We start from the raw sequence: 23758 nt of genomic DNA on the forward strand, positions 1-23758 counted from the left end.
GTTGATGTCGCCATGAAACGTCCAAAACACCTCGATGCCCCCGGCTATCTCAGCCCCTCGCCGCCTGTGCCGGAACCGGGCGAGCCCTTGGCTCCCGGTACGCCGGCCGGAGAGGAAGAACGCCCCGATCCCACCCGTTACGGCGATTGGGAAAAGAAGGGCATCGCCGTCGATTTCTAGACGCCTTCGGCCCGGGGGGGACGACTGAGAAGTGCGTCGAGCACCTGATCGACGCTCGCGCGGCCTGCGATCAGCGCGTCGACAGCATCGACGATGGGCATGTCGACGCCTTTGCTGCGCGCCAGCCGCGCAAGGACCGGTGCAGTGAAGGCGCCTTCCGCTACGGTCTTGCGGTCGGAAAGGAGCTCGCCCGCCGAGCGGCCCTCGCCAATCCCCTTTCCAAGCGAATAATTTCGCGAGCTGGTCGAGGAACAGGTGAGCACCAGGTCGCCAAGTCCCGACAGCCCGGCCAGCGTCTCGAGGCGTGCCCCAAGAGCGAGGCCGAATCGGGTCATTTCGGCAAAACCGCGGGCGACCAGCGCGGCCCGGGCGTTCTGGCCCAGCCCCTTCCCCTCGACGACGCCGCAGGCAATCGCGAGCACATTCTTGACTGCCCCGCCGATTTCCGCCCCCGCGACATCATTGGAAACGTAGACCCTGAAGGTGGGAAGCGCGATGCGGTCTCGCACGCTTCGGGCAAGCTGGGGATCTTCCGCCGCAAGGGTCACTGCAGTGGGCAGGCCCCTTGCAACCTCATGCGCAAAAGTGGGTCCGGACAGGACTGCGACCTGCGCGCCGGGGCACGCCTCCGCTGCAACCTTGTGAAGGAGCTGCCCGCTCTTTTCTTCCACGCCCTTGGAGCACAGGATGAGCGGCCTTTGGCAATTTTCAATCCGTTCGAGCACGGTTCGCATGTGCTGCGCGGGAGTGACGAGGAGCAAGCAGTCGCACGAGCCGAGCTCTGCAAGGTTGCAGGTTGCGCGAATTGCGGCGTTCAGCGGGATGCCGGAGAGATAAATAGGGTTTTCACGCCGGCTGTTGATCGCCTCGACGACGTCCGGCTCAAGTGCCCAAATCAGCGTTTCACGATCGCCTTCGGCGGCCACCTGCGCAAGGGCGGTGCCCCATGCCCCCCCTCCGATGATTCCGATCTTCATGCCTTCGCACCGGCGCCGCGGACCTTTTCGGCGCTTTCGTCAAGCGGCCAGCGGGCGCGCGCAGGCACGTCGAGGGGGTCCTGCGCGCCCGTAGCAAAGCGCTCGATGCCGGCCCATGCGATCATCGAGGCGTTGTCCGTGCACAGCCAGCCAGGCGGCACGCTGAAGCGACGGCCGTACTGCTTGGCAAGCTCAGCAAGGGCATTTCTGACCGCCTGGTTGGCGGCAACTCCGCCCGCGACGACGAGCGCTGGGGCCCCGCTCGCGTGGAGCGCGAGCCGCGTGCGGTCGACAAGACAGTCAATCACCGCCTGTTGAAAGCTCGCCGCGAGGTCTTCCGGCGCGTACCGGCCCGAGGCAACGGCCCGCTGCACCGCGCTTTTAAGACCGGCAAAGGAAAAATGGGGCTCTCCCGAGCCGACCAGTGGACGCGGCAGCGGAACGGCGGCGGGGTCGCCTTTGATTGCCAATTGCTCGATCGCAGGCCCTCCTGGATATCCAAGGCCGAGGAGCTTTGCGGCCTTGTCGAACGCTTCGCCTGCGGCATCGTCGATGGTTGTTGCAAGACGCCGGTAATCCCCCACTCCCAGGACCTCGAGGAGCTGGCAATGCCCGCCCGACACGAGCAGCAGAAGATATGGGAAGGGAAGGTCTGGATCGGCGAGCCTCGGGCTTAGCGCGTGCCCTTCCAGATGATTGATTGCGAGCAGTGGCTTGCCTGAAGCGAGCGCGAGACCCTTGCCTGCAAGCAGCGCCACCATCACCCCTCCGATGAGCCCGGGACCTGCAGTTGCGGCAATCGCGTCAACATCATTGATCGACATCTTGGCGTCACTCAGCACCTTCCCGATGAGCGCTGGCAGGATCTCGACGTGCGCACGCGCAGCAATCTCCGGCACAACTCCGCCATAGGGTTGGTGCGCGCTGTTCTGCCCGACCACGAGTTGCGCGAGGATGCGCCGGTCGCCGGTCACAAGCGCCGCTGCGCTGTCGTCACAGGAGGATTCGAGGCCGAGGATCACAGTCATTACGCGCCCGGCCCTTTGCCTGATAAGGGAAACTTGCACTAGGGGTGGTGCATGCAAGGACTTCGCCTCGGGACTCGAGGGTCGCCGCTCGCGCTGGCCCAGGCGCGCAAGGTCGCGGCCGCGATCGAGACGGCACAGCGCTGGCCCGACGGTTGGGTGCAGATCGTCGAGATCAAGACCACCGGCGACAAGGTCCCCGGCAAGCCGCTGGCCGAGATTGGCGGAAAGGCAGTGTGGACCAAGGAGCTCGACCGCGCGCTGATGGACGGCGAGGTCGATTTTTGCGTCCATTCGATGAAGGACGTCGAAAGCGTCCGCCCCGAAGGAATCCACATCGCCGCAGTACGGCCTCGCGGCGACGTGCGCGATCGAATCATCGGGGCTGACTCGATCGACAAGTTGAAGGCGGGGGCAAGGGTCGGGACCTCCTCGCCGCGCCGGGCTGCGCAATTGCGGCGACTAAGGCCTGACATCGAAATTGTCCCGTTGCGCGGCAATGTCGAAACCCGGCTGATGAAGGTCGAATTGGGCGAGATCGACGCGACCCTCCTTTCGGCCGCGGGGCTGAAGCGGCTCGAGATCGGCGCCGGCACCGCAATTCCGACCGAAGTGTTGCTTCCTGCTCCGGGGCAGGCAGTCATCGGCATGGAATGCCGGACCAATGACACACGGACCCAGAGCGTGCTCACGTCGGTGAACAACGACATCACCTATAATTGCGTAATGGCGGAGCGCGCATTCACCAGGGCGCTGGGAGCAAGCTGTCATTCACCAGTCGCTGCCTTTTGCGCCTTCGAGGACGGCGACCTTCGGCTCCGCGCGCAATTGTACAGCGAGGATGGCAGCGAGATGATCGAGGACCGGACGGTGTTCGACTGCGGGGAGGAACACAAGGCCGAGGAGCTCGCGCGTTCGCTGCTTGCAAGGGCGCCCGAGGCGATCCGGAGGCTCTTCGGCGGCTGAATGCGGCGGATCCTGGTTTTGCGCCCGGAGCCCGGCGCCAGCGCGACGGCAAGGAAGATCAGCGGGCTCGGCCTTGAAGCCATTGTCGTTCCGCTGTTCGAGATTGAGCCGGTGGCCTGGGAGGCACCGGACCCTTCCCGTTTCGATGGGCTGCTCCTCACCAGCGCCCAGGCCCTTCGCGTCGGAGGACAGGAGCTCCGTCGTCTACGAGGCCTTAAGGTTTATGCTGTCGGAGAGGCGACTGCAGAAGCTGCACGCGCGGCAGGGTTCGATATTGCGGCAATCGGCGAAGCGGGGGTCGAGCAACTGCTCGGCGCGGTCGGAACGGACCTCAGGCTGCTTCACCTGTGCGGCGAAGATCGCAAAGCTCTGGATGGGGCAACCCAATCGATCAGACAGATGGTGGTCTACCGTTCAACAGCGATCAGGACACCCGACCTTAGCGGCATTTCGGGAAGCGTCGCTCTTATCCATTCACCAAGGGCCGGCAGGCGTCTTGCCGAACTGGTTGATGATCGTAGCTCCATCGCAATCGCCGCGATCAGCGCAGCTGCGGCAGATGCGGCCGGCCACGGGTGGGAGAGCTCGCGGGCGGCGCAGAGCTCCACGGATGATGCGCTGCTGGCCCTCGCGGCGCGCCTGTGCAACAACCCGCCCCCGGAATGAACGGTAGCGGCAGCCGAAGCGGCATGGGTTGGGGCGGACGGATGCTCGTTGGGTTGGTGCTGGTCCTCGCCGGCGCCGCTGCGGCGGTCTGGAGTCTTGCTCATTACGAGCCCGCTGCAAGGTTCCTCGGTATCGTACAATCGCAGCCGGTTGTCCGTGCGCCAAAGCCGGCTGAAAGCGTGCCGGCGCCGGAATCGGCGCCCGTCAGGGTCGGCCCCGCCAGCGACGCCCGCATCGCGGCACTCGAGCAGCGCCTCAACGATGTCCAGAATGCGACCGAAAGGGCCGAGGGCTCAGCGGGACGTGCCGACGCCCTGGTGGTCGCATTTGCGGCGAGGCGCGCGATCGATCGCGGTGTTGCGCTCGGCTATCTTGAGAATCTCTTGGTCGAGCGTTTCGGCCCCCAGCACCAGGCGGCCGTCGCAACCGTCATCACCGCCTCGCACCAGCCGGTGAGGCTCGAGGACCTGATCAGCGAATATGAGAGCCTTGGACCGCAGCTGCGCCGGGGCGGCCCGCAGGATAGCTGGTGGACGGGGCTCAAGCTCGAACTCGGCTCACTCATCGAAGTGCATCGGTCCGAACGGCCGGCGACCAATCCCGAGGCGCGCTTCAATCGCGCGCTGCAGCGGCTTTCCGGCGGCGATGTCGACCAGGCACTCGCCGAGACCATGCGGCTGCCCGGTGCAGCCAATGCAGGCGACTGGATCCAGAAGGCGCGGCGCTACATTGCCGCCCATCGGGCGCTCGACGAAATCGAATCGGCGGCCTTGCTCGGCGGCAATAGTCCCGCCTGAACAGGACGGGTTCAGGTGCCGCAGGGCAACACACTGGAATCGTTATAAAGATTGCAAGATGAGATGAAGTCATGACGTTGCTGGACCGTTTCGGGATCGGATTGGCCGTGATTACGGCAGTGTCGGTTGTCGCATCGGCGGCTACCAAGACGCCGGCGCCCGAGGCCTCGCAACCGCGAGCCGCGGTCGTCCGCCCGGCGGCGCCGGCTCCTCAGTTCATCCGCAGCCGGATCACCGACCTTGGACGCGCGTTTGATGGGCGTGTCGGCATTGCGGTCAAGTCGATCGATGATGGCTGGACCACCGGATGGAAGGCGGACGAGCTTTATCCGCAGCAGAGCGTCAGTAAGCTGTGGGTCTCGATCGCCGCGCTCGATGCCGTTGACAGGCACAGGGTCGCCCTCGACGACAAAGTGACTCTCACACGCGGCGATCTCACCCTGTTCCACCAGCCGATCGCTGCCGAGATCCTCGGCACCGGCACCTATACGACCACGCTCGGCGACCTGATGGTCAAGGCGATCACGACCAGCGACAACACCGCCAACGACAAGCTGATGCGCACGGTTGGAGGACCCCGCGCGGTGCGCTCGATGATTGCCGGCAAGCACCTCGGGGCGATCCGCTTCTATGATGGTGAGCGGGCACTCCAGAGCCGGATCGCCGGCTTGATGTGGAGTCCGGCCTATTCGATCGGCAACGCCTTCTACGATGCGCGCGATGCGCTCCCCCTGGGATTACGCGAGGCGGCCTTCGACCGTTACGTGAACGATCCCTATGACGGTGCCGCGCCGAGCGCCATCGTCGGGGCGCTCGCGCGGCTCAAGCGCGGCGAGCTGCTGTCGCCGGCCTCGACCGCGTATCTGCTTGAAACGATGAGCCATACCCACACTGGTCCGAACCGGCTGAAGGGCGGCCTTGCCCCGGGCTGGGTGCTCAACCACAAGACCGGGACCGGCCAGGTCCTGGGCGCGCAGCAGGCCGGGTACAACGACATCGGGATTCTCACCGCGCCTGACGGCAAGAGTTATGCTGTCGCGGTAATGATCAAGCTGACATCCGTTCCACTTCCTGTCCGGATGACCTTGATGAACGACGTTGTCCGGGCTGTGATCGCCCAGCACGACATGCTTTCCGCCCCTGCCGCCGGGTCCTGAGGTGGACCCGGCTGAAAGGCTAAGGATCGTGCCTGGCGTCCAGCGCGTTCCCACGCGCGAACTCGAGCTGTTCATCCTCAGGCACTTTCTTGATAGCGAGACATGCGCAGCAATGGTCGAGCTCATCGATGCAGGGCGCCGGCCATCCCAAATCTCGGACGATCTTGGGATAGCCAGGTTTCGGACCAGCGAGACGTGCGACCTTGATTGGCACGACGGGGTCGTGAGCAGGGTCGAGCGGCGCATTGCCGAAGTGCTCGGCCTCGATCTCGCCGCGAGCGAGCCGCTGCAAGGCCAGCGCTACGCGCCGGGCCAGGAATTCATGCCGCATACCGATGCGTTCGAGCCCGGGGGGTATGATTTCCTCGTTCACACTGCGAAAACCGGGCAGCGCACCTGGACCGCGATGATCTATCTGAACGAGCCGGACGACGGGGGCGCCACCCGCTTCAAGTCGATCGGCAAGACGGTTCGGCCCGAGACCGGCAAGCTCCTTGCCTGGAACAATCTGCTAGCCGACGGTCGCCCGAACCCGGCGACCCTGCACCAGGGGATGAAGGTGCGCCGGGGCACCAAATATATCCTGACCAAATGGTTCAGGGAGCGCGCCGCGGCTGCCAACGCGTGAGCCGCTTCGACGAACGGCGGCTGGCTGCTTGATTAAGATTAACAGCAGTTCCATGCTCGGCCCATTCACTCGGAGGGGGCGAGTTTATGACGGTCCGTTACTGCCTTGCCGCGCTGCTTCTTGGCTGCGCGGCGTTTCCAGCGGCCGCACAAGACGCGCAAAGCCTGGTTGCCAAGAATCTCGAGGCGCGCGGGGGTGCTGCAGCGGTATCCGCAATCAAGAACGTGCGGTTCGAGGGTCGGACGATCTTTCCCGGCGATTTCGAGGTCACTTACAAGGAGACCCATGCGCGCATCGGCGCTGGCGCTGCGGACCGCGTCGAATTCGGTCTCCAGGGTCTGGACATTATCCAGGCCTATGATGGCCATGGCGGCGGCTGGAAGGTTAACCCGCTTCAGGGGCGCAAGGATGCCGAGAAAATGTCTGCCGACGAGGCGCGTTCACTCGCCGACAGCGCCCTGATTGAAGGCCCGCTGCTCGCCTCGCGAACCGACGGCAGCACCGTCACTTACCTTGGTCGAGAAGATTTCGACGGCACCCTCGCCTACAAGCTGAAGGTCGCGCAGAAGGATGGCGACGAGTTCGTCTACTGGCTGGACCCCGACACCTATCTGGAAATCAAGGTCGAGGAGACGCGCCGGATCCGTGGCGCTGAACAGACCAACGAGACCGAACTCGGCGACTATGAAAAGGTCGCCGGCGTCTATTTCCCGATGTCGGTCGAAACCTGGCCCCAGGGCCAGGACAGCAACCGGTCGCGAACGATCATTGCGACCGGCACCGCCAATGTTCCCGTCAGCGACGATTATTTCGCAGAGCCGCGCGGTCCCGGAACACCCGCAAAGGCGACTGCGGCCGAGCCGCCCGATGCATCCAACAAGACCAAGGCAAAATCGCCCGCAAAGAAGCCGGGAGATCAGCCGGTACCATCGAAGCCGGGCAAGGGGGAGTAAGGCCGATGCTGCGCAAGATGCTTTTCGCCAGTGCGGCTTCATTGCTGGTGACGCCCGCCGCGGCCCAGACGGTGCCGGCCGACACGGCCGCCATCTCAGGACTTGCTGTCCGCAACATCGGCTCGGCGACAATGTCCGGACGCATTGCCGCAGTAGCGGGCCACCGCGCCGCGGACGGGAAGGTCACGCTGCTCGTCGGCTCCGCCTCAGGCGGGGTGTGGATGTCCCAGGACGGCGGCACGAACTTCAAACCGGTATTTGACAAGCAACCCGTGAAATCGATCGGCGCAGTCGCGATCGATCCCAGCAACGCCCAGGTCATGTGGGTCGGAACGGGCGAGAGCTGGACGCGCAACTCGGTATCGGTCGGGGACGGCGTCTATAAGTCGACCGACGGCGGCGAGACGTGGACCCACATGGGGCTCCCCACGACCGAGCGGATCAGCCGCATCATGGTCAACCCCAGGAACGGCAACGTCGTCTATGTCTGCGCTCCTGGAGCCTTGTGGTCGGATTCGCCCGATCGCGGCCTCTACAAGACGAGCGACGGCGGGCGAACCTGGTCGCAGATCCTCAAGGGCGCGAACCTCTCGACGGGCTGCTCGTCTGTGGCCATGGATCCTGCAAACCCCGAGCATCTGCTTGCCGGCCTGTGGGACTTCCGCCGCAAACCTTATGAGTTCCGGTCGGGCGGCGATGGTCCCGACAAGCCTTCGGGAAGCCGGTTCGCTGAAAGCCGGGATGGTGGGAAGACCTGGACTGACCTCAGCGTCCAGAACCGAAAGGGACTTCCGGCCTATCCCTGGGGACGCCTTGAGATCGCTTACGCGCCCTCCAATCCCAAACGCGTCTACGCGTTCATTGAGAATGTCCGCCCGGCACTGTTCGTTTCCGAGGATGGCGGGCAGACGTGGCAGGAGCGCGACCGCAGCCAGGGCATGGTCTGGCGTCCCTTTTATTTCGGACGGCTGGTCGTTGATCCCAAGGAGCCTAACCGGCTCTTCAAGATGGGGCTGGGTCTGATTGTCTCCGACGACGGCGGCAAGAGCTTCGCCAGCGCCTCCGGTGGATCGCACGGTGACTGGCACGACGTCTGGATCGATCCCACCAACACGAAATATATCGTCGGCGGCGACGACGGCGGTCTTTGGTACAGCTATGACGGCGGCAACAAATGGTGGAAGGCGAATAACCTTCCCGTAAGCCAATTCTACCATGTCAGTGCCGACACCAAGGACCCCTACCAGGTCTATGGTGGCCTGCAGGACAACAGCTCATGGGTGGGTGACCAGGAATATCCCGGCGGCATCACCAACAATCGGTGGGAAAATCTCTACGGAGGCGACGGCTTCTGGGCGTTCGCCGACCCTTCAGATCCTGATTACGCCTATGCCGAAGCGCAGGGCGGTTACATCGGCCGGGTCAACCGCAGGACCCTGCAGCAGCGCCTGATCCAGCCGACTGCCGGCTATAAGGAAAAGCTGCGCTACAACTGGAACACACCGATCGCCCTCTCGCCCAACGAGAAGGGCACGATCTACATCGGCTCCCAGTTCCTGTTCAGAAGTCGCGATCATGGCGTGACCTGGGACCGAATCTCTCCCGACCTCACGACCAACGATCCAGTTCGGCAGCGGCAGGAGGAATCAGGCGGGATCACTGTCGATAATTCGTCGGCCGAGATGAACACGACCATCTATTCCATTTCCGAAAGCCCGCGCGCGGCCGGGCAGATCTGGATCGGCACCGACGACGGAAATGTCCAGATAACGCGCGACGCCGGTCGCACATGGGCCAATCTCACTCCAAATCTCGGGATGCCCGCTGGCAACTGGATCAGCTGGGTCGAGGCAAGCCGCTTCGATCCTGCTGTCGCTTACGTGACCGACGACCGCCACGCCTATGGCGACATGCAACCCTATCTTTATCGGACTGCCGATTATGGCCGGACGTGGCAGCGGCTGGTGGGAACGGGGACTGCGGGCGTCCGCGGCTATGCTCACGTCATCAAGGAAGATCGGCTCAATCCCAACATCCTGTTCCTCGGGACCGAATTCGGACTCTATGTTTCGCTGAACAGGGGCCAGTCCTGGGCACAGTTCAAGCCCAACAACTTTCCCGATGGGGTCGCCGTACGCGACATCGCGCTGCAGGACCGGGAGGACGATCTCCTTCTAGCGACCCACGGACGCGGAATCTGGGTCGTGGATGACATCAGCCCCCTGAGGTCATTGAGCGCGCCGATCCTCGCAAGCACGGTATCGCTCGTCCCGTCACGACCATTGGAGCAGCGTATCGAGGGGAACGGCGGCTGGGCCGAAGGCGATGCAAGTTATGCCGGCGAGAATCCAGCGGACGGCGCCGTCATCACTTACTACCAGAAAGCACGCCACGTGATCGGGCGAATGAAGCTCGAAATCCTGGATTCGAGTGGCAAGGTCGTCGACGAACTGCCGACCTCCAAGCGCCGCGGCCTCAATCGCGTGGTATGGTCGATGCGGACGAAACCTCCGCTGGTACCGCCCGCGGCCTCGCTTGCCGGCTCATCGACACAGGGCGAACGCTTTCTTCCGGGCACTTATACGGTGCGCCTGACGAAGGCTGGACAAGTCGTCAGCGAACCGCTGACGATCTCCCTCGATCGCCGGGCGACGTTCAATGTCGCTGATCGCCAGGCTCAGTTTGCAGCCTCCGAGCGTGTCAAAGGCCTGTTCGCAAGGATGAGCAAGGTCGTGGCCGAGATCAACGGCGTTCGCCAGCAGGCCGGTGCCCTCGCCGCGAGCCCATCGGCCCCTGCCGATGTGAAGGCCGCCGCGGCGCAGCTGTCGGACAAGGCGGATACTCTTCGAAAGCAGATCGTGGCGACGAAGGAAGGCGGCGCGATCACGGGCGAGGAGCGGCTGCGTGAACACGTCGACCAGATCTACGGCGCAATCAACTCGGTCGAAGACAGGCCCACGGCTTACCAGATGGCGAGGATCGACGCCCTCGACCGCGAGCTATCCGAGGTCGAGAAGCAATGGGCCGCTATGCAGGCGGCTGACGTCGCGTCGTTCAACGCCAAGCTCAAAGCCGCGAACCTCCCCCCGCTCACGATTGCGGAGTTTCGGTACGATCCCGACGAACTTGCGCGCGGGGGCCGCGCGGCGGCCCTGGTGAGCGGCCTTGTAGGTACGCACTTCTATGGCAATGCGCGCGCGCTCGAGCGGGATCGGGCCGAAAAAGACTAAGGCTTACTCGGTGCCGTCGGAGCCGCCGTGGCCCATGGGTTTTACATGAACCGTCTTGATGTTGACGAACTCGCGAATGCCGAAGGCTCCGCACTCGCGGCCGTAACCTGAGTGCTTTACCCCACCAAAGGGCGTCCGGGGGTCCGAACGGACGTTTTCGTTGACGAAGCTCATGCCCGCTTCAAGCTCTTCGGCGGCGATGCGCCTGCCCCGCGCGAGATCGGAGGTTAGTACTCCTGAACCAAGCCCGAATTCGCTGTCGTTGGCGATCTGGATAGCGTCTGCTTCGTCCTTCGCAGCAATGATCGCGGCGACGGGCCCGAAGACTTCCTCGTCATGCGCAGGCTGACCGGTACGGACGTCGGTAAGCACGGTCGCCGGGTACCAGGCTCCAGGCTGGTCGGGCACCTTCCCCCCAAGGAGCAGTTTCGCCCCCCCGGCGATGCTTTGCTCGACCTGCTTGTGGATGTCGTCGCGAGCCTTCAGGCTCTGCATCGGGCCAAGCTTCGTGCCCTCAATTGAGGGATCACCCATTTCATAGACCTTCATTGCCTCCACCATTGCTTCCTCGAAGCGATCGAGGATCGAGCGGACGACGATGAAGCGCTTGCCGGCGATGCAGCTCTGGCCACCGTTCACCATGCGAGCAGTGGCGGCAATCTTGGCGGCCGCCTTGACGTCAACATCCTCGAGGATGACGTAGGCATCCGAACCGCCAAGCTCCAGGACGCACTTCTTGAGCACGGATCCTGCGGCGGTGGCCACCGCCTTGCCTGCGGCAACGCTCCCGGTCAGCGTCACGGCAGCAATATTGTCATTCTTGATTAAGGCTTCGACATCGCTGCTCTTCAGAAGGAGGGCGCGAAAGAGGTCCCTCGGCAAGCCGGCCTCGTGGAACACTTCCTCGATCGCGAGGGCACAGCCAGGCACGTTGCTTGCGTGCTTGAGAAGCATCCCGTTGCCAGCCATCAATGCCGGCGCTGCCGCGCGGAAAACCTGCCAGAAAGGGAAATTCCACGGCATGACCGCAAGAATGATCCCGAGGGGATTGAAGGCAACGAACGCCTCCCCTCCGCCGATGTCGGCCGGTTCGTTTTCGAGATAACTTTGGGCGTGATCGGCAAACCAGTCACAGTGGAAGGCGCACTTCTCGACCTCGGCCCGTCCATCGACGAGCGTCTTGCCCATCTCGGCCGTCATCAGGTGGGCGAACTCGAGTTCACGCCTGCGAAGCACGTCGGCGGCCTTGCGAATGACCGCAGATCTTTCATCGAAGCTCGTCCGGCGCCACTCGAGGAATGCCGCGCGCGCTGCCTTGGCGGCCGCAAGACCATCGTCGACCGTGTCCAGGTCGTACGACTTGCCGGCCACGCCCGTGGCGGGGTTGATGGTCTGCAGCTTCGAAGCCGACGCCTGCGGACGAGTTAGCTCTGCCTGTTCAGCCATGGACGAGTCTCCTGCTTGCCGGGCAACTAGACCTGTAGCGCCTCCCGACCAAGGCGGTTGACGTCAACGCGCCTTGCCGCAAGACCGGTGCAGCGAGAGGAGAGTGCGGGTGATGATCCGCTTCTACGGCAGACTTGCCGATGCGATCGGGCGGGAAGCCAATGTCGAGACACTTGGCGGTACCTCGGTCGGCCAGATCCGCAGCCGCCTTCTTGCCGACCATCCGCACGCGGCCGAGGCGCTCCGACGGTCGCGCGCTTGCCTGAACGACATGTTCGTCGAGGATGTTCAGCTCGTCACCGACGAAGACCAGGTGGATTTCCTGCCTCCGGTGTCGGGCGGATGAGTGTCGTTGCACAGCTTGAGCTTCATGCGCTCGATCCGCAATTTGAACTCGCCGAACTGACCGAGCGGGCAAGAGGCGACGGAGCGATCGTGAGTTTCGTTGGCCTCGCGCGGTCCGAAGCGACCGACGGCGAAGCGGTGGACGCGCTCGTCCTCGAACATCATCCGACGCTGACCCGCCAGTCTCTCGAGGAGATTGCAGTCGCCTGCGCGCAGCGTTTCGACGTCAGCCACGTGCGCGTGGTGCACCGTTCCGGGGTCATCCCCGCTGGAGAGCCGATTGTCTTTGCGGGCGCCGCCTCAGTGCACCGGCGCGCCGCTTTCCTCGCTGCCGACTATCTGATGGACCGTCTCAAGACCGAAGCGGTCTTCTGGAAACGCGAGATTGGCGACAAGGGCTCAACCTGGATCGAGCCGACCCAAGACGATTGCGCCGACCGCGATCGATGGGGGTAAAGGCCTTCCCAAGGTCACTCGGGGACCACGGCTACTGCAAACGGACTGGCTTGCCCCCTAGGGGATCAACGCGAAACCCCCGAAGTCGCTGGAGCGGGCGAAGGGATTCGAACCCTCGACCCCAACCTTGGCAAGGTTGTGCTCTACCCCTGAGCTACGCCCGCTCTTAGCTGACGCCGGAACTTCATCCAGCGGAGGTGAGGCGCGCGCCTAGCATGGCGACGCGCGCCCCTGCAAGGCGCTTGTGGCCGCCCCGACAGCCGCCCATATGGGCGCAACAGAACGGTTGTTGAAGGAGCCTGCGCAAAGCCGTGGCGACGTTGGGACTTACCGAAGCCGAGCGCGAATCAATTGAGCGCTTCGAGCACGACATCATTCAGCCCTCGATGACGGCGCTGGTGATTCTCGATTTCTGGGCCGAGTGGTGCGGGCCGTGCAAGCAGCTCTCGCCCATTCTCGACAAGGTCGCTGCCGACTATGCGGAGAAGGGCGTCCGGCTCGCGAAGATCGACGTCGATCAGGACAAGCTGCTCGCGTCGCAGTTTCGAATCCAGTCCATCCCGACCGTTTATGCGATCTATCGCGGTCAGCCTGTCGCGGACCTCACGAATTACCGCAGCGAAGGGCAGATCAAGAAGGCGATCGACCAACTTCTCACGCAGCTGAAGATCGAGCCGGAAGGGGCCCCGCCCAAGGCCGAGATCGAACCTCTTGTGGCAATGGGCGAACAGATGCTTTCCGATGGCGACGCCCCGCGAGCCGCAAACATCTTCCGGCAGGTCCGTGACATGGCACCCGACAATCCTGAAGCGATCGGCGGCCTCGTTCGGGCATTGATTGCGGCAGGCGAGAGCACCGAGGCCCGCGAAATCCTTGACAGCCTTGCAAGCGAGCTTGCCAACACACCGGAAATGGCCCGCGCGCGCGCGGCGCTCGAGGTGGCAACGGCAGCACCGTCCGAGGATACGTCCGCGCTTCAGTCTCGCCTTGCGGCCGACCCGGACGATCACGAAGCCCGCTTCGAGCTCGCGAACGCGAGGATGGCCGCGGGTGATCGCGATTCGGCGGCGGACGAGCTCCTCGAGATTGTTCGGCGCGATCGGGAGTGGAATGAAGGCGCAGCTCGCCAGCGCTTTCTTCAGCTCCTCCAGGCCCAGGGCCTGGAGGATCCCTGGTCGAGCGCGCAGCGACGCCGGCTATCGGCCCTCCTTTTCACATGAGCCGCACGATCCGAGTCCCTGTCTTTCCGCTTCCGGGCGCAATTCTCTTCCCGCGTTCACAACTTCCACTGCATATCTTCGAGCCGCGCTACCGCGACATGGTCCGCGACGCCATCGATGGCGCAGGACAGATCGCCATGGTCCAGCCGCATCGGCTCGACGATGATAACAAGGCATCGCTCTACGGCGTGGGGTGCGTCGGCGAAATCGTCGGCGTCGAAGAGCTGGATGACGGGCGGTTCAACATCGTACTCCTGGGATCCAGCCGTTTCAGACTTCTTGGCGAGGCGGACGTCGACGCCCTTTACCGCTGCTTCGACGTCGATGTCGAAGCCTTCGACGACAGCGAGCCTCCTCCTCTTGCCATCGTCCAGCGAGCCGAGGTCGAACGGGAGGCCCGTCGCCTCGGGGATGCCCTGGGGCTGGCTGTCGACTGGGCTGCAGTCGCGCGCCTCGACGACGAGATGCTGGTCAATGCGATCGCGCAGGTGGCCCCTTTCGATGTCGGGGCGAAGCAGGCGTTGCTCGAAGAAGAAGCGCTTGATGGCCGCGCCGACCTCCTGGTCCAGCTCATGCAGTTCCATCGAATGGCGGTCACTGGCGGCGTCGAGATCGAGCCGACGCTCCAATAAGCGCGCGGAGTAGAGCCAGGGCCTCACGCCCCGGCAAGGTTGTAGCTTTCAGATCGGCAATCCGCGAAGCAGCAAGGGCAGATCGCCGCTCGTCCCCCGCGCTTCGCCCATCAGCCGGTTGCGGAGCGGGCTGATCCGGCCGACCAGCGCCATGCCGAAGCGGCGAACGGCGGAGGGAAGCGCGCCGGGAATTCCGTAGATCCGCGTCAGCGTATCGGTAGCGAATGCAACGGACAGCGCGTCAAGCGAACGCCAGCGCTGGTAGCGGTCGAGCAATTGCCTGTCGCCAAGATCAAGACCCAGCCGTGCGCCCTCGACGAGTACCTCGGCAAGCGCTGCAACGTCGCGGAAGCCGAGGTTCAGGCCCTGGCCGGCGATCGGGTGGATTGCATGTGCGGCATCGCCGACCAACGCGAGGCGGTGCGCGCTTATCTGTGCGGCATGGTGAAATCCCAGGGGGAAGGACGACCGCGGAGCGAGCATTCCGACCTTGCCAAGGAAGCCGCCCATCGCGGCCTCGGCTTCGCTTGCAAAGTCCTCGTCACAGAGGGAGAGCCACCCTGCCGCATCTTCGTTGGGCACCGACCAGACGATCGCCGAGCGATGACCGGCCGCATCGTCGTTCATCGGCAGGAGGGCAAAGGGGCCGCCGGGATAGAAGATCTCGTAGGCGACATGGTCGTGCGCGCGTTCATGGCGCAGCACCGAGACAATCGCCTGATGATTGTACTTCCACCGCGCGATGTTGATTCCCGCCGCCTCGCGGGTCTTGGAGTTTCGGCCGTCGGCGGCGACCAGCAGGGGGGCGCTGAGCTTGCGGCCATCTTCGAGGGACACGACGACACCGTGATCGCCGCGGTCGATATTCGACACTCTCGATTTCCACAGAAGCCAGACATTCTTCCCCGCATCGGCCCGCGCGTGAAGAGCGGCCCGCAGATGCCGATTCTCGTGCATGAAACCGAGCGGCTCGCCGTCTTCAGGATCGAAATGAATCCCGCCGGGCTTCAGCCCATCGGCGACCGCAATGCGCCAGATCGGGCAGCCAGGCTCAGCAAGGTGGTCAGCAACGCCGATGGTTTCCAGCATGCGCATCGAACTGGAAGATACCGCGCTTGTGCGCCCGTCGAACGAAATTTCGGCTCGCGGGGCCGGGTCGGCGGGATCAACGACGATCGCAGACACGCCGCTCGAATCGAGCGCAGAGGCAAGTGCCAGGCCGACGAGTCCACCTCCGAAAATGATCACGTCTGCGCGGTCCATCACCGCTCCTATATCGGCACGATCGTGCGCAGGGGAGGGGGTTGAAGAGAGCGGCGTGCACCGCCGGTGCCACGGACCTTGCGAGAAATCTGCCCGACGATCCTTGACCGGCGACTGAGCGTGAGGGATTCTAGATCGGGATTTCTTGGGGGTGGGAACATGGCAACGGTTGCAACGCGCGCGCCCAAGCGGGAGCTGGCGCCCGACTGGCGGGACGCGCTGCGCGAAACCTCGCGGCGCCTGCTCGTGCGGAGCTGGGGAGCGCTGCTTGTCGGCCTCAGCCTTGCCGCGGGCCTGGCGCTTGCGACGCACAATCCCAACGACCCCTCGCTCAGCACGGCCGCCGGAGGGCCGCCGACCAATTGGCTGGGGAGCTTCGGGGCATATCTCAGTGACGGCCTATTGTTGCTGTTTGGCCTTGGCGCCGCACTTTTCGTTCCCGTGATTGCAATCGCGGGGATCAGGATGATGCGTCTGGAGCCGGCCGGCAGAACCGGCAGGGGACTGCTGCTTGCCGCAATCGGAGCCATCCTGCTCGGCGTCGCGCTCGGCCTCACGAGTGCGTCCGCCGTGTCGGGCCTTCCTGCGGGTTGGGGCGGTGCGATCGGTCTTGCTGGTGCACATGGAGCAGGGGCGGCGATCGACCTCATCCCCAACGCGCAAATCGCTGGCCCCACGCGCCTCGCCGCGTTGCTTTTCTTCGGTCTTGCGGGTCTTGGAATTGGCTATCTCGCTCTTGGACTTACCGAAGATGAGCGCGGCTGGGTGCGCGGTATCTTCCGTCGCGGGCGGGCGGAGCGCCGCGCTGCTCCGCGCAAGACCGAGATTGCCGAGGAGCGGGCGATTCCCGCCGCTCCGCCAAAGGCACGCCCGACGGTGGCCGTTTCCGAAGCGGCACGATCTGTCGCCGCCGGACGCGGCTCGGGCCGCAAACCTTCCGTCACCCAGCCTGGTCTGGCGCTAGGCGACAGCTATCAGCTTCCCACCACCGAGCTACTCTCTCCGCCGCCCAAGGAGTCGCGTCAGCAGATCGACCGTGCCGGACTTGAGCGTAACGCGCGCCTGCTGGAGACCGTTCTCGAGGACTTCAACGTTCGCGGCGATATCGTCGAGGTGAGGCCCGGGCCGGTCGTTACCATGTACGAGCTGGAACCCGCGAGCGGAATCAAGGCCAGCCGCGTAATCGCACTCGCGGACGATATCGCCCGGAACATGTCGGCTCTCTCGGCACGCGTTGCGACCATACCTGGTCGCAGCGTCATCGGCATCGAGCTGCCCAATCCGAAGCGGGAAATGGTCAGCCTGTCCGAACTCATCGGCAGCCAGGCGTTCGAAGATCAGAATATGTCGCTGCCGCTCATTCTGGGCAAGAATATCGCGGGCGATCCGGTCATCGCGGACCTAGCCCCGATGCCGCATCTTCTCGTTGCCGGCACCACCGGCTCGGGCAAGTCGGTCGGGCTCAACTGCATGATCCTCTCGCTCCTTTACCGGTTCGGGCCGGATCAGTGCAAAATGATCATGATCGATCCCAAGATGCTCGAGCTCAGCATCTACGACGATATTCCGCATCTGCTTGCGCCGGTCGTGACCGAGCCCGGCAAGGCGATCCGCGCGCTCAAGTGGACGGTCGAGCAGATGGAAGAACGCTATCGCATGATGGCAAACCTTGGCGTTCGGGCGCTTCCGAGCTTCAACGCCAAGGTACGCGAGGCCAAGGCGAAGGGCGCGAAGCTCGGCCGCCGCGTCCAGACTGGCTATGATGCAGACACCGGCCAGCCGCTCTACGAGACCGAGCAGCTTGAATATGAGGTGCTGTCGCAGATCGTCGTCATCGTCGATGAGCTGGCCGACCTCATGATGACTGCGGGCAAGGAGGTCGAGTTCCTGATCCAGCGGCTGGCGCAGAAAGCGCGCGCGGCTGGCATTCACCTCATCATGGCGACGCAGCGTCCATCGGTCGATGTCATCACCGGCGTCATCAAGGCCAACCTCCCGACCCGCATCAGCTTCCAGGTTACCAGCAAGATCGACAGCCGGACGATCCTTGGAGAGCAGGGAGCAGAGCAGCTCCTGGGCAGGGGTGACATGCTCTACATGCCGGGCGGCAAGCAGATCATTCGCGTCCATGGGCCATTCGTCACCGATGAAGAAGTCCGTTCGGTCGCCGAGCATTGGCGCAAGCAGGGCGCTCCCGATTATGTGCAGGCGGTGACGGAAGAGCCGGAGGACGGCGGCTATCTGTTCGACGGCCAGCCAACCGGCGAGGACGATGCCGAGACACAGCTCTATCGGAAGGCGATCCAGATCGTCGCGGAAAGCCAGAAGGCCTCGACTTCCTACCTCCAGCGCCAGCTCCGGGTCGGCTATAACAGCGCGGCACGCCTTATCGAGCGAATGGAAAAGGATGGGCTGGTCGGGCAGCCCGATCATGTCGGCCGCCGCGAAGTGCTGATCGATCCTGACGGCCATCCAATCTGAGGAATGAACGGAACGGAACCGGAAGGTTCACTCCGCATTCAAAGCAGGATCGCCAGATTCCGGCGGAAAAAATCCCAGGAGCTTCGACAATGACCTTCAAGACGTTTGCGCACGCGCTTGTGCCGGTGGTCCTGATTGCCGCCGCGCCGGCGATTGCTGCAGCGCAATCGCCCGATCTCGAGCGTCTCAAGACGCACCTCGGCGCAGTTCAGACGATGACAGCCAATTTCACCCAGACCGACGACAAGGGCCGCGTCGCGACGGGCACATTGCAGATGAAGCGCCCCGGGCGCGTTCGGTTTGAATATAGTGGCGGCGACCTGCTGCTGATTGCCAATGGCAAGACGCTGACGTTTCTCGATTACTCGGTCGGACAGAAATCGAGCTATCCGCTTGGCCGGACGCCGCTTGGACCACTGCTTTCCGGCTCACCCGACTTCAATGGCAAGGCCGAGATCCTGCCCAACCCCGATAACCGGATCCTCGTCGCAAGGGCCCGAAATACGGGCCAATACGGCCAGCTGACCCTGGCCTTCCTCCGCAACGCTTCCGCACCGGGCGGACTGCAGCTTTACGGCTGGACAGCGATTGACCCTCAAAACCATCGTACGACGGTGAAGCTGTCGGATGTCCGGTTCAATGTCGCGGTGCCGGAATCCGCGTTCACCTTCGCCGAACCGAAGAAGAAAAAGTGACGAAAAAAGTTTCGAATCGCGACTTGTTCATCCCGGCGTCAGGGGACGGGGGCTAAAACAGGTCGATCCTGCAATGGCTTGGGGTTTCCCCCTGTTACCCGGGTCTGCAGGTTCCCTTGCGTGACAAACGCTCGGTCGGCCCTCGCTCCATGCCCCCGGAGCGAGGGCCTTTGCCCATTCTGCTCCCTCGCAATGCTCAGTCAGCATGGCTAAATCGGCCACCGTGGCGACAATCAAGATTGCATCCTGGAACATCAATTCCGTCCGCGCGCGAACGACGCTCGTTGAGCGCCTCATCAGCGAGCAGCAGCCCGATATCCTGTGTCTGCAGGAGACCAAGGTGCTCGACAGCATTTTCCCAGCCGATCTGTTCCGCAAGCATGGCTACAGGCACCAGCAGCTCAACGGACAAAGGATGCACCACGGCGTCGCAATCCTTAGCCGAGTGCCGCTGAAGGACCCCGGCAAACACGACTGGCAGGACAATGGCGAAGCCCGGCACATCGGCGTTCGCCTCGAAAGCGGTATTCGGCTCGAGAATGTCTACGTCCCGGCGGGCGGAGACACGCCCGATCGGGCCGTCAATCCCAAGTTCGGCCAGAAGCTCGATTTCATCGAGCGGATGACACGGTGGTCGGAGCGCCTCGAGGAGCCGACGGTCATCGTTGGCGACTTCAATGTCGCGCCACTGGAATGTGACGTTTGGAGCCACAAGGCCCTGCTGACCGTGGTTAGTCACACTCCCGTCGAAGTTGACGCCCTCAACAGGCTGCAACAGGCGCACGGCTGGATTGATATCGGTCGCAAGTTTGTTCCTGCGCCTGAGCGCTGCTTCACCTGGTGGAGCTACCGCTCGCCCGACTGGACCAAGAACGATCGCGGCCGCCGCCTCGATCACATGTGGGCTTCGCCCGAGCTTTCCGGCCACCTCAAGAGGCACGTCGTCCTTGAGCCCTGCCGCAACTGGGACCGGCCGTCGGACCATGTGCCTCTGATCTGCGAGATCGAGGCTTGAGGGAGGAGGGACTCCGGGCGGCGATTGCCGCACTGCGGGGCGGGCAGCCGGTGCGGGTAGTCGGCGAGCACCCAGTCACCATCCTCGCTGTCGAGACTGCAACTCAGGAGCTTCTCGACCTCCTCGATTCGGGCCGGGAGGCGAAACTGCTGATCAGCGGTAACCGTGCGGCCGCGCTCCGTCTCGCCAACGAGCGCGACGCGGCAGACCCCGCGACACCTGTCACCATCGAACAAGCACCCTGGCTCGACCAGGGGGCCGCCCTCGCGATCGCCGATCCGTCCCTGGACTTTGATCGTGCACCAATCGGTCCCCTTCAACCTGTGGCCTCAGACTGTGCCAGGACGGGCCGCGCCGCGCTCGATCTTGCTCGCGCAGCCGGACTTTTGCCGGCTCTCTGGCTCATCGACACCGGAAAAGCCCCGGTTGAAGTCGAAGCAGACGAGATTGAACGCGAAGGGCGGCAGCCATCCGTCGAGATTGTTGCGCGCGCCAAGCTGCCGCTCGAGGAAATGCCGCCAACCCAGATCGTCGCCTTCAGAGCTTCAGACGATGGCCAGGAGCATGTCGCCCTGGTGGTTGGCTCGTTCGGCGGAAAACCACCGCTGGTGCGCCTTCATAGCGAATGCCTGACGGGCGACGTGTTCGGCTCGCTGAAGTGCGATTGCGGGCCACAACTCAAGGAAGCAATGAAGATCATCGGCCAGAGCGGCGGCGGCGTGCTGCTCTATCTGCGGCAGGAAGGGCGGGGAATCGGTCTTGCCAACAAGATCCGCGCCTATTCGCTTCAGGATCGCGGGCTGGACACGGTCGATGCCAACAGTCGCCTTGGCTTTGCAGACGACGAGCGTGATTATGGCCACGCCGCCGCTATTCTCCGGGCTCTTGGCATCAATGAGGTGCGGCTACTAACCAACAACCCAAATAAGGTCGAAGGGTTGGAGACAGCAGGCATCAAGGTGAAGCAGCGCGTCGCCCATCAAATGCCCGCCAATCCGCACAACGCCGATTATCTCGAGACAAAGCACAAACGCAGCGGTCATCTGCTCATCTGATCAAAGGCCAAGCATTCCGGCAACCTGATCGAAGCTGGAAGCGACCTCCTTTACACCGAGGGCGCGGAGCATGTCCGCATGACCGTCGAGGCAATGAGACCCGGCCGCAAGACCGATGACCCGCGCGCCCGAGGCGAGGGCGCCGGTCACGCCGACCTTAGAATCTTCGACGACAACGGTCCGATGAATATCTGCACCAACACATTCGGCCGCATGGAGGTAGAGATCGGGTTCAGGCTTTCCACGGCTGACATGCTCCCTGCCGCTGTAGATGTGGGGTTCGAACGCATCGCTAAGACCAAGATGGGCGAGATGAGTTCGCACCCAACGGGTGGAACTCGACGAGGCGATCGCTCGCGGCAGGTCCGGTGGGAGCTTTCGAACGAATTCTACCGCTCCCCCGATCGGTTCGATGCCGTCAGCGAGTGCGCGGCGGCTGGCCTCGCTCATCCGGTCGTGAAATTCATCGGGAAGCTGCCGGCCGATACGCGCCTCGATCTTCTCGATCACGTGACGGCCGGCAAGGCCGGTATAATGCTCGATCGCCTCCTCAAAGCTGGTTGGATGTCCAAGGCCGGTCAGCAGCTCGGCGGTAAGACGATTGAGCTCGAACTCGCTTTCGAGGAGCACGCCGTCGAAATCGAAAATGATCGCGTCGATGAAGGTCATCATTCCTCGAACAACGCAGTACCGACCCGGACCACCGTTGCTCCGAGCATGACCGCTTCCTCATAATCTCCTGACATTCCAATACTTAAGCCCATGACGTCATGCCGCCGGGCAAGGTTGGCCAGCAAGGCGAAATAGGGGGCGGGCTCAACCCCCGCCGGCGGAATGGCCATCAGGCCCGAAAGGATCAGGGGCGAGGCACGCACGGCTTGGACGAGGGAAGCGATTTCATCGATGCGACAGCCCCCTTTCTGCTCTTCCTCGCCGATGTTTACCTGGACGTAGACGCTCGGAAAGGAGTCGACCCGCGGCGCCTCCTTCACCAGTGCCTCGAGCAATGAAGGACGATCGACCGAATGGATGGCGCCGAACAGCCTGACGGCCTCTGCGGCCTTGTTCGACTGGAGCCGTCCGATACCATGCAGGCGCACCTGCGGATGTCGGCTGAGGATTGGGGGCCATTTAGCGAGCGCCTCCTGGACCCTGTTCTCGCCGAAATCGCGCTGCCCTGCAGCGATGAGGGCCTCGATCTCGTCTTGGGAACGACCCTTGCTGACGGCGATCAGCTGGATCTCACCTGGATCACGCTTTGCGAGCGACGCAGCCTTGGCAATTTTGCCGATGATCTGCTCGCGGCGGTCGGCGGCCCTTTTCATGCGTACGCGCTATACGAACCGGCATGAAGGCCCGCCAGACTATCCCGAGGCAATGGTTGATCGTGCGTGGGGACGACGAGTGGGGCGTGCTGTTGAGCCGCGCGAGGACGCTGCCCGCTGGCAGCGGAATCCTGCTGCTTGCAAAACTGCCTTTGGCCACCCGGGGCCGGCTGCATTATTTAGCCAGAGCCCGCGCGATCACGGTGTTCGAAGAACCGCGGAGGGCCGCGAGAGTCCACAATCTGCGAGAACTCACTCGGGCGAGGCTTCAGCGCACGCCCCTCATTTTGATTTCGCCGCTGTATCTGACGAGTAGTCATCCGGAGTGGAAGCCGCTTCCGAGAATGCGCGCTGCGGCGCTGGCCCGGCTCGCGGGTCGCAGGGCGATCGCACTTGGGGGCATGAATGCCAGACGCCACGCGAAGGTCGCGGCTCTCGGCCTCGTCGGCTGGGCAGGAGTTTCGGCGTTTAGAACTTGAACGCAGTGCCGACGTAGACCGCCTGGCTGTCGCGACGGTTGTCCTGGAAGGCAGGTATCCGATCGCGCTCGATATTGTAGCGGACGCCGCCGGTCAGCGCGATGTGGCGCGATAGTGAATAAGAGCTGCCGACATCGACGGACACATTGTCGCCCTGGCGTAGCGCAGGGGCCGGGCTGCCTGTAGCCCGGTCCGCCCGGACGGCGACACCGGTGCTGAGGCGGTTGCTCAGCGAATAGCTGACGCCGAGAACGGCGCTCTCGCGACCGCCAAGAGCAGGATCGGCGCTCTTTACCTTCGCGACGTCGCCGGCAACGGCGAAACGCCGCCAGCCCACCGCGACACCAAGGTTGTAACCGGTCGGAGTGAGCGCGTTCACCGCCGTCGTACTTGCAGCCTGTGCAATCTGTGTCTGCGCGGGCGCGACGACGCGCGCGCGTATCGCCACTCGGACCTGCGAGGGCCGGCCCTTCGCGGGAGCCGGCGTGAACTTGAAGTCGGACAGAGGCAGCTGGTCCTTGCCCGCGAGGGCAGCGGCAAGCTTGGGATCGGCGTTGGCCGGCGTGAACGAGGAAACCGGGTCGAAGCTGAGCGAAACGGCCGGCGCACGCTTCTTGGGCGCGCTCATCGCAAACGCCGGGGACAAGACAAGACCGGCCGCGGCGACTGCCGCAGCCAGCTTGGCTCCCTGACGCTGCGCGACTCTCAACACCATTCAACTCCCTGTCAGGGACTCGATATAGTCGTAACGGGCTGAAGGTTCCATG

The 23758-nt window shown here is 63.7% G+C and carries 24 protein-coding genes and 1 tRNA gene; 17 read left to right on the forward strand and 8 right to left on the reverse strand.

Annotated elements, in window-relative coordinates; translation table 11 throughout:
- Positions 1–12 precede the first annotated feature (12 nt).
- Positions 13–180, forward strand: a complete 168-nt coding sequence (locus V8192_RS02015) for a DUF1674 domain-containing protein (protein ID WP_341631391.1) — start codon at positions 13–15, stop codon at positions 178–180.
- Here the strand turns inward: V8192_RS02015 and V8192_RS02020 are convergent.
- A complete protein-coding gene (locus V8192_RS02020; protein ID WP_341631392.1) occupies positions 177–1157 on the reverse strand; it encodes an NAD(P)H-dependent glycerol-3-phosphate dehydrogenase in 981 nt (326 codons plus the stop codon). The genes V8192_RS02015 and V8192_RS02020 overlap by 4 nt on opposite strands.
- The gene (gene tsaD, locus V8192_RS02025) at positions 1154–2185 is read right to left on the reverse strand and encodes a tRNA (adenosine(37)-N6)-threonylcarbamoyltransferase complex transferase subunit TsaD (protein WP_341631393.1); all 1032 of its coding nucleotides are present in this window, start codon (positions 2183–2185) and stop codon (positions 1154–1156) included. The genes V8192_RS02020 and tsaD overlap by 4 nt, the downstream gene beginning before the upstream one ends.
- Positions 2186–2236: 51 nt before the next feature.
- Between tsaD and hemC the strand changes: the two genes are divergently transcribed.
- The 7 genes from hemC to V8192_RS02060 all read left to right on the forward strand — a co-directional run bounded on the left by hemC (position 2237) and on the right by V8192_RS02060 (position 10579).
- Complete coding sequence (gene hemC, locus V8192_RS02030) at positions 2237–3148, forward strand: hydroxymethylbilane synthase (RefSeq protein ID WP_341631394.1); 912 nt, start codon at positions 2237–2239, stop codon at positions 3146–3148.
- The gene (locus V8192_RS02035) at positions 3149–3814 is read left to right on the forward strand and encodes a uroporphyrinogen-III synthase (RefSeq protein WP_341631395.1); all 666 of its coding nucleotides are present in this window, start codon (positions 3149–3151) and stop codon (positions 3812–3814) included. It abuts the gene before it with no gap.
- A 41-nt stretch (positions 3815–3855) separates the two neighbouring features.
- Positions 3856–4611, forward strand: coding sequence for a hypothetical protein (locus tag V8192_RS02040; RefSeq protein WP_341631396.1), 756 nt, complete (start codon positions 3856–3858; stop codon positions 4609–4611).
- Between the two features lie 71 nt (positions 4612–4682).
- Entirely contained in the window at positions 4683–5768 is a 1086-nt protein-coding gene (locus V8192_RS02045; protein WP_341631397.1) for a serine hydrolase, read from the forward strand.
- Between the two features lie 28 nt (positions 5769–5796).
- A complete protein-coding gene (locus tag V8192_RS02050; RefSeq protein ID WP_341631398.1) occupies positions 5797–6396 on the forward strand; it encodes a prolyl hydroxylase family protein in 600 nt (199 codons plus the stop codon).
- An 86-nt stretch (positions 6397–6482) separates the two neighbouring features.
- Positions 6483–7349, forward strand: coding sequence for a LolA-like protein (locus V8192_RS02055; RefSeq protein ID WP_341631399.1), 867 nt, complete (start codon positions 6483–6485; stop codon positions 7347–7349).
- Between the two features lie 5 nt (positions 7350–7354).
- Positions 7355–10579, forward strand: a complete 3225-nt coding sequence (locus V8192_RS02060; RefSeq protein WP_341631400.1) for a VPS10 domain-containing protein — start codon at positions 7355–7357, stop codon at positions 10577–10579.
- Between the two features lie 3 nt (positions 10580–10582).
- On the opposite strand, the gene V8192_RS02065 is transcribed toward V8192_RS02060, so the two are convergent.
- The gene (locus tag V8192_RS02065; protein ID WP_341631401.1) at positions 10583–12025 is read right to left on the reverse strand and encodes an NAD-dependent succinate-semialdehyde dehydrogenase; all 1443 of its coding nucleotides are present in this window, start codon (positions 12023–12025) and stop codon (positions 10583–10585) included.
- 112 nt (positions 12026–12137) lie between these two features.
- Here V8192_RS02065 and V8192_RS02070 point away from each other — a divergent pair, with 112 nt between their 5' ends.
- Positions 12138–12371, forward strand: coding sequence for a MoaD/ThiS family protein (locus tag V8192_RS02070; protein ID WP_341631402.1), 234 nt, complete (start codon positions 12138–12140; stop codon positions 12369–12371).
- Complete coding sequence (locus V8192_RS02075; protein WP_341631403.1) at positions 12368–12826, forward strand: molybdenum cofactor biosynthesis protein MoaE; 459 nt, start codon at positions 12368–12370, stop codon at positions 12824–12826. Before V8192_RS02070 ends, V8192_RS02075 begins: the two co-directional genes overlap by 4 nt.
- Positions 12827–12915: 89 nt before the next feature.
- Here the strand turns inward: V8192_RS02075 and V8192_RS02080 are convergent.
- Positions 12916–12990: transfer RNA gene (locus V8192_RS02080), tRNA-Gly, on the reverse strand.
- A 147-nt stretch (positions 12991–13137) separates the two neighbouring features.
- Between V8192_RS02080 and V8192_RS02085 the strand changes: the two genes are divergently transcribed.
- Both V8192_RS02085 and V8192_RS02090 read left to right on the forward strand, forming a co-directional pair.
- A complete protein-coding gene (locus V8192_RS02085; RefSeq protein WP_341631404.1) occupies positions 13138–14046 on the forward strand; it encodes a tetratricopeptide repeat protein in 909 nt (302 codons plus the stop codon).
- Complete coding sequence (locus V8192_RS02090) at positions 14043–14678, forward strand: LON peptidase substrate-binding domain-containing protein (protein ID WP_341631405.1); 636 nt, start codon at positions 14043–14045, stop codon at positions 14676–14678. The genes V8192_RS02085 and V8192_RS02090 overlap by 4 nt, the downstream gene beginning before the upstream one ends.
- Positions 14679–14726: 48 nt before the next feature.
- On the opposite strand, the gene V8192_RS02095 is transcribed toward V8192_RS02090, so the two are convergent.
- Positions 14727–15941 carry a UbiH/UbiF/VisC/COQ6 family ubiquinone biosynthesis hydroxylase gene (locus V8192_RS02095; protein WP_341631406.1) on the reverse strand — a complete coding sequence of 405 codons (1215 nt, stop codon included), beginning with the start codon at positions 15939–15941 and terminating at the stop codon, positions 14727–14729.
- Positions 15942–16100: 159 nt separating this feature from the next.
- On the opposite strand from V8192_RS02095, the gene V8192_RS02100 reads away from it, so the two are divergent.
- From V8192_RS02100 to ribA, 4 genes are all read left to right on the forward strand, one after another.
- Positions 16101–18422, forward strand: a complete 2322-nt coding sequence (locus V8192_RS02100; RefSeq protein ID WP_341631407.1) for an FtsK/SpoIIIE family DNA translocase — start codon at positions 16101–16103, stop codon at positions 18420–18422.
- A gap of 89 nt (positions 18423–18511) precedes the next feature.
- Positions 18512–19117, forward strand: coding sequence for a LolA family protein (locus V8192_RS02105; protein ID WP_341631408.1), 606 nt, complete (start codon positions 18512–18514; stop codon positions 19115–19117).
- A 205-nt stretch (positions 19118–19322) separates the two neighbouring features.
- Positions 19323–20132, forward strand: coding sequence for an exodeoxyribonuclease III (locus V8192_RS02110; protein ID WP_341631409.1), 810 nt, complete (start codon positions 19323–19325; stop codon positions 20130–20132).
- A gap of 50 nt (positions 20133–20182) precedes the next feature.
- Positions 20183–21187, forward strand: a complete 1005-nt coding sequence (ribA, locus tag V8192_RS02115; RefSeq protein ID WP_341631410.1) for a GTP cyclohydrolase II — start codon at positions 20183–20185, stop codon at positions 21185–21187.
- Here the strand turns inward: ribA and V8192_RS02120 are convergent, their stop codons facing one another.
- Positions 21188–21856 (reverse strand): HAD family hydrolase, encoded by a 669-nt coding sequence (locus V8192_RS02120; protein WP_341631411.1) that lies wholly within the window; start codon positions 21854–21856, stop codon positions 21188–21190.
- A complete protein-coding gene (locus tag V8192_RS02125; protein WP_341631412.1) occupies positions 21856–22512 on the reverse strand; it encodes a YggS family pyridoxal phosphate-dependent enzyme in 657 nt (218 codons plus the stop codon). The genes V8192_RS02120 and V8192_RS02125 overlap by 1 nt, the downstream gene beginning before the upstream one ends.
- Before the next feature lie 23 nt (positions 22513–22535).
- Here V8192_RS02125 and V8192_RS14615 point away from each other — a divergent pair, with 23 nt between their 5' ends.
- Entirely contained in the window at positions 22536–22991 is a 456-nt protein-coding gene (locus V8192_RS14615; RefSeq protein WP_373276304.1) for a thiamine phosphate synthase, read from the forward strand.
- Here V8192_RS14615 and V8192_RS02130 read toward each other — a convergent pair.
- Positions 22981–23706: a hypothetical protein gene (locus V8192_RS02130; RefSeq protein WP_341631413.1), complete on the reverse strand. Its 726-nt coding sequence runs from the start codon at positions 23704–23706 to the stop codon at positions 22981–22983. The genes V8192_RS14615 and V8192_RS02130 overlap by 11 nt on opposite strands.
- Between the last annotated feature and the right edge of the window lie 52 nt (positions 23707–23758).

Origin of the sequence: Sphingomonas agri (assembly GCF_038148795.1) — a bacterium.
GTDB classification, from domain to species: Bacteria; Pseudomonadota; Alphaproteobacteria; order Sphingomonadales; family Sphingomonadaceae; genus Sphingomicrobium; species Sphingomicrobium agri.

Coding starts and splice junctions, on each gene's coding strand:
- V8192_RS02015 (WP_341631391.1), top strand. CDS start 13: ATGAAACGTCCAAAACACCTCGATGCCCCCGGCTATCTCAGCCCCTCG.
- V8192_RS02020 (WP_341631392.1), bottom strand. CDS start 1,157: ATGAAGATCGGAATCATCGGAGGGGGGGCATGGGGCACCGCCCTTGCG.
- tsaD (WP_341631393.1), bottom strand. CDS start 2,185: ATGACTGTGATCCTCGGCCTCGAATCCTCCTGTGACGACAGCGCAGCG.
- hemC (WP_341631394.1), top strand. CDS start 2,237: ATGCAAGGACTTCGCCTCGGGACTCGAGGGTCGCCGCTCGCGCTGGCC.
- V8192_RS02035 (WP_341631395.1), top strand. CDS start 3,149: ATGCGGCGGATCCTGGTTTTGCGCCCGGAGCCCGGCGCCAGCGCGACG.
- V8192_RS02040 (WP_341631396.1), top strand. CDS start 3,856: ATGCTCGTTGGGTTGGTGCTGGTCCTCGCCGGCGCCGCTGCGGCGGTC.
- V8192_RS02045 (WP_341631397.1), top strand. CDS start 4,683: ATGACGTTGCTGGACCGTTTCGGGATCGGATTGGCCGTGATTACGGCA.
- V8192_RS02055 (WP_341631399.1), top strand. CDS start 6,483: ATGACGGTCCGTTACTGCCTTGCCGCGCTGCTTCTTGGCTGCGCGGCG.
- V8192_RS02060 (WP_341631400.1), top strand. CDS start 7,355: ATGCTGCGCAAGATGCTTTTCGCCAGTGCGGCTTCATTGCTGGTGACG.
- V8192_RS02065 (WP_341631401.1), bottom strand. CDS start 12,025: ATGGCTGAACAGGCAGAGCTAACTCGTCCGCAGGCGTCGGCTTCGAAG.
- V8192_RS02070 (WP_341631402.1), top strand. CDS start 12,138: ATGATCCGCTTCTACGGCAGACTTGCCGATGCGATCGGGCGGGAAGCC.
- V8192_RS02075 (WP_341631403.1), top strand. CDS start 12,368: ATGAGTGTCGTTGCACAGCTTGAGCTTCATGCGCTCGATCCGCAATTT.
- V8192_RS02090 (WP_341631405.1), top strand. CDS start 14,043: ATGAGCCGCACGATCCGAGTCCCTGTCTTTCCGCTTCCGGGCGCAATT.
- V8192_RS02095 (WP_341631406.1), bottom strand. CDS start 15,941: ATGGACCGCGCAGACGTGATCATTTTCGGAGGTGGACTCGTCGGCCTG.
- V8192_RS02100 (WP_341631407.1), top strand. CDS start 16,101: ATGGCAACGGTTGCAACGCGCGCGCCCAAGCGGGAGCTGGCGCCCGAC.
- V8192_RS02105 (WP_341631408.1), top strand. CDS start 18,512: ATGACCTTCAAGACGTTTGCGCACGCGCTTGTGCCGGTGGTCCTGATT.
- V8192_RS02110 (WP_341631409.1), top strand. CDS start 19,323: ATGGCTAAATCGGCCACCGTGGCGACAATCAAGATTGCATCCTGGAAC.
- V8192_RS02120 (WP_341631411.1), bottom strand. CDS start 21,856: ATGACCTTCATCGACGCGATCATTTTCGATTTCGACGGCGTGCTCCTC.
- V8192_RS02125 (WP_341631412.1), bottom strand. CDS start 22,512: ATGAAAAGGGCCGCCGACCGCCGCGAGCAGATCATCGGCAAAATTGCC.
- V8192_RS14615 (WP_373276304.1), top strand. CDS start 22,536: ATGAAGGCCCGCCAGACTATCCCGAGGCAATGGTTGATCGTGCGTGGG.
- V8192_RS02130 (WP_341631413.1), bottom strand. CDS start 23,706: ATGGTGTTGAGAGTCGCGCAGCGTCAGGGAGCCAAGCTGGCTGCGGCA.